The organism is Mycobacterium talmoniae, assembly GCF_001854525.1.
In the GTDB taxonomy this organism is placed as follows: domain Bacteria; phylum Actinomycetota; class Actinomycetes; order Mycobacteriales; family Mycobacteriaceae; genus Mycobacterium; species Mycobacterium talmoniae.
Genome location: NZ_MLQM01000203.1, coordinates 1 through 8,987 on the forward strand (window position 1 = coordinate 1; position 8,987 = coordinate 8,987).

The 8,987-nt window shown below is 66.5% G+C and carries 8 protein-coding genes; 7 read left to right on the forward strand and 1 reads right to left on the reverse strand.

The window, feature by feature from the left end:
- Positions 1–992: 5-amino-6-(D-ribitylamino)uracil--L-tyrosine 4-hydroxyphenyl transferase CofH (gene cofH / locus BKN37_RS23905; RefSeq protein ID WP_071029417.1), on the forward strand; the 992-nt coding region annotated here is incomplete at its 5' end.
- Positions 993–1,080: 88 nt separating this feature from the next.
- Here the strand turns inward: cofH and BKN37_RS23910 are convergent.
- Positions 1,081–2,610 (reverse strand): carotenoid oxygenase family protein, encoded by a 1,530-nt coding sequence (locus BKN37_RS23910; protein ID WP_071029418.1) that lies wholly within the window; start codon positions 2,608–2,610, stop codon positions 1,081–1,083.
- Positions 2,611–2,768: 158 nt separating this feature from the next.
- Here BKN37_RS23910 and BKN37_RS23915 point away from each other — a divergent pair, with 158 nt between their 5' ends.
- From BKN37_RS23915 to BKN37_RS23945, 6 genes are all read left to right on the forward strand, one after another.
- The gene (locus BKN37_RS23915) at positions 2,769–3,377 is read left to right on the forward strand and encodes a TetR/AcrR family transcriptional regulator (protein ID WP_071029419.1); all 609 of its coding nucleotides are present in this window, start codon (positions 2,769–2,771) and stop codon (positions 3,375–3,377) included.
- A gap of 373 nt (positions 3,378–3,750) precedes the next feature.
- Positions 3,751–4,512, forward strand: coding sequence for an MlaE family ABC transporter permease (locus BKN37_RS23925; protein WP_071029421.1), 762 nt, complete (start codon positions 3,751–3,753; stop codon positions 4,510–4,512).
- Positions 4,509–5,348: an ABC transporter permease gene (locus BKN37_RS23930; RefSeq protein ID WP_071029422.1), complete on the forward strand. Its 840-nt coding sequence runs from the start codon at positions 4,509–4,511 to the stop codon at positions 5,346–5,348. Before BKN37_RS23925 ends, BKN37_RS23930 begins: the two co-directional genes overlap by 4 nt.
- Before the next feature lie 6 nt (positions 5,349–5,354).
- Positions 5,355–6,704, forward strand: coding sequence for an MCE family protein (locus BKN37_RS23935; protein ID WP_071029423.1), 1,350 nt, complete (start codon positions 5,355–5,357; stop codon positions 6,702–6,704).
- Between the two features lie 45 nt (positions 6,705–6,749).
- Entirely contained in the window at positions 6,750–7,778 is a 1,029-nt protein-coding gene (locus BKN37_RS23940; RefSeq protein WP_071029424.1) for an MCE family protein, read from the forward strand.
- On the forward strand, positions 7,775–8,987 hold a 1,213-nt coding region (locus tag BKN37_RS23945; RefSeq protein ID WP_083342011.1), incomplete at its 3' end, for an MCE family protein. The genes BKN37_RS23940 and BKN37_RS23945, both read left to right, overlap by 4 nt.

An 8,987-nucleotide genomic window follows, 5' to 3' on the forward strand; every position in this document is an offset into this window, starting at 1 on the left:
CGGTTGCCGCACTGGCCGATTCGCTGCGCCGCGACACGGTCGGCGACGACGTCACGTTCGTGGTCAACCGCAACATCAACTTCACCAACATCTGCTACGTCGGCTGCCGGTTCTGCGCGTTCGCCCAACGCAAGGGCGACGCCGACGCGTACTCGCTGTCCGCCGAGGAGGTCGGCGACCGGGCGTGGGAGGCCCACGTCGCCGGTGCCACCGAGGTGTGCATGCAGGGCGGCATCGACCCGGAGTTGCCGGTGGGCGGCTACGCCGATCTGGTGCGCGCCGTCAAGGCCCGGGTGCCCTCGATGCACGTGCACGCGTTTAGCCCGATGGAGATCACCAACGGGGCCACCAAGAGCGGGTTATCCATCCGGGAGTGGCTGACCGGCCTGCGCGAGGCCGGGCTGGACACCATCCCGGGCACCGCCGCGGAGATCCTCGACGACGAGGTGCGCTGGGTGCTGACCAAGGGCAAACTGCCCACCTCGCTGTGGATCGAGGTCGTCACCACCGCGCATGAGGTGGGGCTGAAGTCGAGTTCGACGATGATGTACGGCCACGTGGATTCGCCGCGACACTGGGTGGGGCACCTCAACGTGCTGCGCGGCATCCAGGACCGCACCGGCGGGTTCACCGAATTCGTGCCGCTGCCGTTCGTGCACCAGAGCTCGCCGCTGTATCTGGCCGGCGGCGCCCGGCCCGGGCCCAGCCACCGCGACAACCGGGCCGTGCACGCGTTGGCGCGAATCATGTTGCACGGCCGCATTCCCCAGATCCAGACCAGCTGGGTCAAACTCGGGGTGGCCCACACCCAGGTGATGCTCAACGGCGGCGCCAACGATCTGGGCGGCACGCTGATGGAGGAGACCATCTCGCGGATGGCCGGCTCCGAATACGGGTCGGCGAAAACGGTCGCCGAACTGGTCGCGATCGCCGAGGGCATCGGCCGTCCGGCCCGGCAACGCGCCACCGACTACAGCCCGCTGGCGGCGTAGTCCCCGCCCTCCCCGCGAGCGTGCACAAATGTACGCCGGAAACCATGCGGGAGTGGCATTTTGCGCACGCTCGCGGCATGAGTCGGGTTTACCCGGGCGTGGCGACGCGGTGTGTGAACGAGCCGTGGATGCCCGCCGGCAGGTGATGTCGCAGACCGCCCACATACACCGGCCCGCGAGCGGGCTCCCTCGCATCGAGCACCACAAGCTTGGATCTGTGATTAACGCGGTCGTACTCAATCGTGAGCAACCAGCCGTGGCCCTCGGGTGCGTCCGGCGACGACGGAGCGAAGACGGGCTCCCCGGCAGTGCCGAAGTTATCGACCGGGTAGGTCGACTCCGTGCCCCGGTCATGGTCGACGGCCGTGACGCCCGCCTGGATTCTCGGCGACACTGTGGCGAAATCGATTTCGCTAAAGTCAATCTCGTCGTTCCCGTGTTGGCTGACGGCGGAGCCGAGGTCGAATTCGGGGATCCGAACGGTGTACGAGTACCGGTGCCGCCGCCCGGTGAAGCGGGTATCGATCTGGGGAAACTCGGTGCGCTGATCGGTCAGATCCTCGCGCAGCACCCGACCGGTACCGGTGACGCGCAGGCGGGTGAGCGGTCCACCGAAGCCGGGTTTCGTTTGGGCGCGGTTGTACCCGGTATGCAGGTATTGCCAGACGGTGTCGAAGGTATCGGTGTAGCGGCACAGTTCGATGACGGTGTCGGCGCCGTCGTCGTAGCAATTGGCGAGGTGAAAATGCAGCAGGGCCTCGGTGTGCGCGACGTGCGCACGGCCGCCGTCGCGGGGGACAAGGACGATCTTCGTGCCCAGGTCGGGGTCGAAACGTATGGCCGAGACCAGCGGTTTGAGCCCCGCCAATACCGGAATCATCCCCGTGGGCGACGCGACCAGCGGGTCCAGAACCAGCACCACGTACCGATCGGTGAGCCCGACGTCGTGGTTGAGCAGCGGTGGAAGCATCGGCACCCGGGTGAGTTTGTGCAGCCGCCCGTTCGGGTCCACTCGGTACACCACCAGGCAGGGGAACGGGTAGATCGCGGTGCCGAAGTTGAACAGTTCGCCGGTGCGCGGGTCGATTTTCGGATGGGCCGAAAACGATCCGAGACCCCGCAGCTTGCCGTCGAAGTCATAAACCCCGCGGGTGGCCAAGGTGTCCGGATCGATCGCATGCGGTTTGCCGGCCTCGTACAACGCCAGCAGGTGACCGGCGTGTAACACCGCATTCGTGTTGGCCAGGTTCGACAACGGCCACCGGAACGCGTTGGCCCAGAAGCTGCCGTTGCCGCGCATGGTTCCGGTATTGCGGCCCGCCGGCCCCGCGCAGTGATTGCCGCGCAGGTAATGGTTGGTGCGGACGTACCGGTTGCGGAACCGCACCCCGCCTTGGTCGAACACAAACATCGACAGCATGCCGTCGCCGTCGAAGATGTGCCCGACCGGCGATCCGCCGGACTCCCAGCGTCCGGCGCCGTTGCGATACAGCGTGCCCCGCAAGCCCGGTGGAACGGCACCGAATTCGTCGTCGAGGAGGTAATCATGCTCGGTGTGCAGTGGTGTGAACTCCGACAGCAGCGGCCCGGGCGCTGGCAGTGGTGTAGGCAACGGCATCGCTGACCCAACCCTTCGGTAGGCTCCGGCCGCTCCAAATTAGGAAACGGCCCGTTATCAGATTAAGATAGGTGGCGTGGAGCTCCGCAGTCAAGACCCGGATTCGAGGTAGGGCGTTGACACCTTCGGACACCGGGCCTCAGCGTTCCTACGGCGGTGTGACGGCTGCCGATCGGCGCGCCCAACGGCGCACGACGCTGTTGGACGCCGCCCTGGAGCTACTGGACGCCGAGGGTCTCGGCGGGGTCACCATCCGCCGGGTCTGCAAGCAGGCGAATCTGTCGCCGCGCTACTTCTACGAAAGCTTCAGCACCCTCGACGAGCTGTTGGACAGCGTGCTCGACCGCATCGCCACCGACGCCTTCGGGCGGGTTGCCGCGCTGGCCGAGGACCGGTCCTCGACCGCCTCGCCGGACGACATCGCCAGGCGGGCCGTCGACGTCATGGTGACCATCTTCGTCGACGATCCTCGGCCGCTCAGGGTCTTCGGTGCCAGCACCGAGAACGCCGCGATGACAACACGTCTGGCATCCATCACCGAACAGACGCTGGCGGCGATCCGCGGCCACCTGGAGACCGCCGCGGGAAGCGGCGCCGACCCCATGCTGCTCGATGTTGCCGCGCAGCTGTTGCTGCACGGGTGGATCGGCACGCTGACCGCGTACACCAAAGGCGACATGACGCTGTCCCGCGACGAACTCGTCGACCACCTGGCGCGGTTGCTGCTGGGCGTCGTCCGGTCCGCCCAGCGGGATCCGCAGCGCTGAGCTGCCGCGAGCGTGCGTCATCCCGGCCGACACCTCGGCGTGTCGGCCGGGGACACGCACGCTCGCGCTAAAGGGCACCCTGCGCTAAAAGTGCGGCAGGTCAAGACTTTTACTTGCCCCGATTCAATCTCGATGAATGGAATGCAATACCCGCGGCGACCAGCAGTATTCGTAATTGACGTTGTGGTAGTGGATTTCGCCGCGTTGACAGCCCAGCACGGCGCTCTTAACGTTCCGCGCAAGCCGACCGAGGATGAGGAAACCGGGTGAGAACGACAGTGAAGCGACCGTGCAGCACGCCAGCAGCCGGCGTGGTCGCTTCCCCGCGAACGGGGTGAGCTCGATGGCGCACCCCGTGCGGGCGGAGGCCAGCATGCCGGCCGCCTGGTCCAAGCCCGCCATCGCCGTCGGTGATTTTGTCGTCCTGGCGGGCGAAACGTTCGCCGCGATGTTCCGACCTCCCCTTGCCTGGCGGGAGCTGCTGGACCAGATCTGGTTTGTGGCACGGGTGTCGATCGCCCCCACGGTGGTGCTCTCCATTCCCTACACCGTGCTCATTGTCTTCACGTTGAATATCGTGCTGCTGGAGGTCGGGGCCGGCGATCTGTCCGGGGCCGGCGCGGCGCTGGCCTCGGTCACCCAAGTCGGGCCGGTGGTGACCGCGATCGTGGTATCCGGCGCCGGGTCCACTGCGATGTGCGCTGATCTGGGTGCCCGGACGATCCGCGAGGAAATCGACGCGATGAAGGTCATCGGGGTCAACCCCATCCAGGCCCTGGTCGTGCCTCGGGTGCTCGCCGCGACATTCGTTGCACTGATGCTGTATTCGGTTGTCGCAGTGGTTGGGCTCGCCGGCAGCTATGTGTTCGTGGTGTTCGTTCAACATGTCACCCCGGGAGCGTTCGTCGCCGGGATGACACTGTTGACCGGGTTGCCGCAAGTGGTGGTGTCGTTGGGTAAGGCGCTGCTGTTCGGACTGTCGGCCGGCCTGATCGCCTGCTACAAGGGGCTGTCTGTGGGCGGCGGTCCGACCGCGGTGGGCAACGCCGTCAACGAAACCGTGGTATTCGCGTTCATGGCGCTGTTCTTCATCAACATTCTGGCTACCGCGTTCGGTGTGAAGGTCGCGCCATGACGACGACACCGGAGCGCGGTGGCGAGATCGTGACCCGCGCCGTCGACACGACCCGCAGACTGGGGGAGCAGACGCACTTCTACGGCGCCGCACTGGGCGCCAGCGTCGACGCCGTCCGGCGCTACCCCGCCGAAGTGCTGCGGTTGATCGCGGTCATGGGAATGGGCAGCGGGGCGCTGGCCGTCATCGGTGGCACGGTCGTGATCGTCGGATTCCTCACCCTGACGACCGGCGCGCTGATCGCCGTGCAGGGCTACAACACGTTGTCCAATGTCGGGATCGAAGCCCTCACCGGCTTCCTGGGGGCATTCCTCAACGTCCGCTTCATCGCCCCGGCGACCGCGGGAGTGGCGCTGGCCGCGACCATCGGCGCCGGGGCAACAGCGCAGCTCGGCGCGATGCGGATCAACGAGGAAATCGACGCGCTCGAAGCGATGGGGATCCGGGCCGTCACGTACCTGGCCTCCACCCGCATCGTGGCCGGGATCGTCGCGGTCATCCCGATTTACACGGTCGCGGTGTTGATGTCGTTCCTGGCGACCCGCTTCGGCACCACGATCATCTACGGGCAGTCCCGCGGCGTCTACGACCACTACTTCTCGACGTTTCTGCACCCGACGGACTTGCTGTGGTCCTTCACCGAGGCACTGGCGATGGCCGGTGCGGTGATGGCGGTGCACACCTACTACGGCTACACCGCCACCGGGGGACCGGCCGGCGTGGGTGAGGCGGTGGGCCGCGCCGTGCGCACCTCGATCACCGCGGGTGTCTTCATCTTGCTGACCATCACACTGTCGGTGTACGGGCAGTCCGGCAACTTCCACTTGTCGGGGTAAGTAGACATGACCGACACTCCCCGGCGACGCGGCATCGACCCCATTTGGTGGGCACCGGTGCTGGTGCTGCTCATCGCGGCCGTGAGCGGGTTGACCGCGCTGCTGTTCGCCGGAACGCTCCGCACCTTCGTTCCGCTGACGCTGGTATCCGGCCGGGCCGGCCTGGTCATGGAAGACGGCGCGAAGGTGAAGCTGCGCGGCGTCCAAATCGGCGAGGTGGCCACCTTGGGCGCTGCCACCGATCCCGGGGGATCCGACTACTCGAAGCTGACGCTGAAAATGTACCCGCGACCGTTCCGCTACCTGCCCAGCAATACGCAGGCGGAGATCAAGTCCAGCACCGCATTCGGTGCCAAGTACGTCGAGCTGATCGTTCCCGACCGGCCGAGTCCGACACCGCTGACCCCGGGTGCGGTGCTGCACTCCCGCAACACCACCGTCGAGGTCAACACGGTTTTCCAGAACCTGCAAGCGGTGGTGCACTCCATCGACCCGGCGAAGCTGAACTCCGTGCTGGCCGCCGTCGCCGAATCCGTGCGGGGCAAGGGGGATCGCATCGGCGAGGCGATCACCGACGCCAACGACGTGCTGCTGGCGGTCAACCCCAGGATGCCGACCGTTCGGCGGGACTGGCAGCTGTTCGGTGAGACCACCCACGCCTATTCCGATGCTGCGCAGGACATCCTATCGATCCTGGACTCCTTCGCTACCACCAGTACGACGATCACCGCCCACACCAAGGACCTCGATCAGCTGCTGCTGTCGGTGGTCGGATTCTCCCAATCGGGTATCAACACCATCGGCGCAAACCAGTCGAACCTGGTGCGCGCCATGAACATCCTCGATCCGACGACCGCGCTGCTGATGAAGTATTCGCCGACGTACACCTGCCTGTTCCAAGGCGCCCAGTGGTTCCTCGACCACGGCGGGCGAGATGCCATGGGCGGTAACGGAGAGTCGGTGATCATGGACGCCGCGCTGCTGGCCGGCGACGATCCGTACCGCTACCCGGACAACCTGCCGATCGTCAACGCGAAAGGCGGGCCGGGCGGCAGGCCGAGTTGCGGCTCACTGCCTGACGTCAGCAAGAACTTTCCGGTGAAGTATCTGGTGACCGACACCGGGTATGGCACCGGCCTGGATGTCCGACCCAACCCGGGTATCGGCTTCCCGGGATGGGCCGACTACTTCCCGGTCACCCGCGCCGTGCCGGAGCCGCCGAGCATCCGCTACGGCGGTGACCCGGCGCCGGGCCCGTTGCCGCCCTACCCGGGAGCACCTCCCTACGGTGCACCCGAATTCGGTCCGGACGGGACCCCGCTGTACCCGCCCCCGCCCACACCTCCGGCGCCCTGACCGACCAGCGCACCGTGAACCTGCCGAGCGAACCAAGGAATACCAATGCGAGGACGAACCGTCCGCACCGTGGCCCGCGTGCTGCTGTTCACCGTGGCATGCCTGGCGTTCACGTTCGCCCTGGTGACGGTGTTCGGACAGTTCCGCTTCGAGTCGCGCACCTCCTACCGGGCGGTGTTCACGAACGTGTCAGGCCTCAAAGGCGGCAATTTCGTCCGCATCGCCGGTGTCGAAGTCGGAAAAGTCAGAGACATGGCCCTGGGCAAAGATGGGAGCGTCACGGTCGACTTCGCCATCGATAAGGACCTCACCCTGACCGAGGGCACCCGGGCGGTGGTGCGCTACGAGAACCTCATCGGCGACCGCTACCTGTCCCTTGAGCCGGGACCCGGTTCGGTGCGCACCCTGCATCCGGGTGAGACGATCCCGCCGGCACGGACCTCGCCCGCACTCGACGTCGACGCCCTCATCGGCGGCTTCCGGCCGCTGTTTCGGGCGTTGGATCCCGACCAGATCAACGCTTTGAGCGGTCAGCTGCTGAAGGTGTTCCAGGGCCAGGGCGGCACCATCTCCTCGGTGCTGGCCCAGACCTCGGCGCTGACCACGACGCTGGCCGGACGCGATGAGCTGATCGGGCAAGTCATCACCAACCTGAACACCGTGCTGAGTACCTTCGCGACCCGCGACCACGAGTTCGCGGAGGGCCTGGACAAACTGTCTGAGCTCGCCCAGGGGCTGGCCGACCGTAAAGCCGACATCGCGAACGGGGTGGCCTACATCAATGCGGCGGCGGGGTCGGTCGCGGACCTCTTGACCGCCGCGCGTCAACCGATCCAGGACACCGTGACCCAGACCGACCGGGCCGCGGGCCAGGTGATGGCCGATCACGACTACGTCGACGATCTGGTCAAGACCCTGCCCGACGCCTACCAGATCCTGGCCCGAAACGGCCTCTATGGCGACTACTTCAGCTTCTACCTGTGCGATGCGCTGCTCAAACTCAACGGTAAAGGCGGCCAGCCGGTGTACGTCAAACTCGTCAACCAACCCAGCGGGCGGTGCACACCCAAATGAGGCGATTCAGGATCAGCCGACCCAGGATCAAACCGCTCGCCGAGCGCAACCGGGTGGCCGTGGGCGTCGCTGGAACCCTTGCCCTGGCCGCACTGGTGCTCGCGACCTTCCTCTACGACCGGCTTCCGTTCATCAAGGGCACCGCCGACTACTCCGCCTACTTCGCCGAGGCCGGTGGCATCAAATCCGGCAGTGACGTGCGGGTGTCCGGTCTCGGTGTGGGCAGGGTCTCCGGCATCCGGTTGGAAGGGACGCAGGTCCGGGTGGAGTTCACGGTCCGTGATGGCGTAGAACTGGGCGACCGGACCGAGGCCGCGATCAAGACCGAAACCGTGCTCGGCACCAAGGTGCTTGAGATCACCCCGCGCGGCGAGGGCCGCCTCACCGGTGCCATCCCCATCGAACGGACGACGTCCCCGTACGACCTGCCGGCCGCGTTGGGGGACCTCACCACCACCATCAGCGGCCTGGACACCACGCAATTGTCCTCGGCCCTCACCACACTGGCGCAGACGTTTGCCGACACCCCGCCCGACCTGAAGATCGCGCTGGAGGGGGTGGCGCGCTTCTCCGATACCCTCAACACCCGCGACGCCAAACTTCGCCAGCTGCTGGCCAACGCCAACGATGTCACCGCTGTGCTGGCCACCCGCAGCGACCAGATTGCCAGGCTGGTGGTCAACGCCAATGCACTGCTGGCTGAGCTGCTGGCACAACGCCATTCGGTGGACACACTGATGACCAACCTGGCCGCCGTGTCCCACCAGATCTCCGGCCTGGTCTCCGACAACCGGACGCAGCTCAAACCCGCTGTCGACAACCTCAACGGTGTGCTGGACATCCTGGACAACCGCAAGAAGGAACTGCAGCGCACCCTGTACCTGCTTCGGCGGTACGCGATGTCGTTCGGCGAAGTCCTGGGATCGGGGCCGTTCTTCAAAGCCTCAGTGGTCAACCTGATCCCGGGCCAATTCTCCCAGCCGGCCATCGACGCCGCATTCTCCGACCTGGGCTTAGACCCCGGCGTGCTGCTGCCTTCACAACTGGTCGACCCGCCGGTCGGCCAGCCGGGCACCCCGCCGCTACCGGTGCCCTATCCCCGTACCGGGCAGGGCGGCGAACCGAATCTCACGCTGCCCGACGCGATCACCGGCAACGGTCTCTTATACCCTGCTGGGGCGGGCGGGGGCGGGGTGGGGGGGGGGGGGG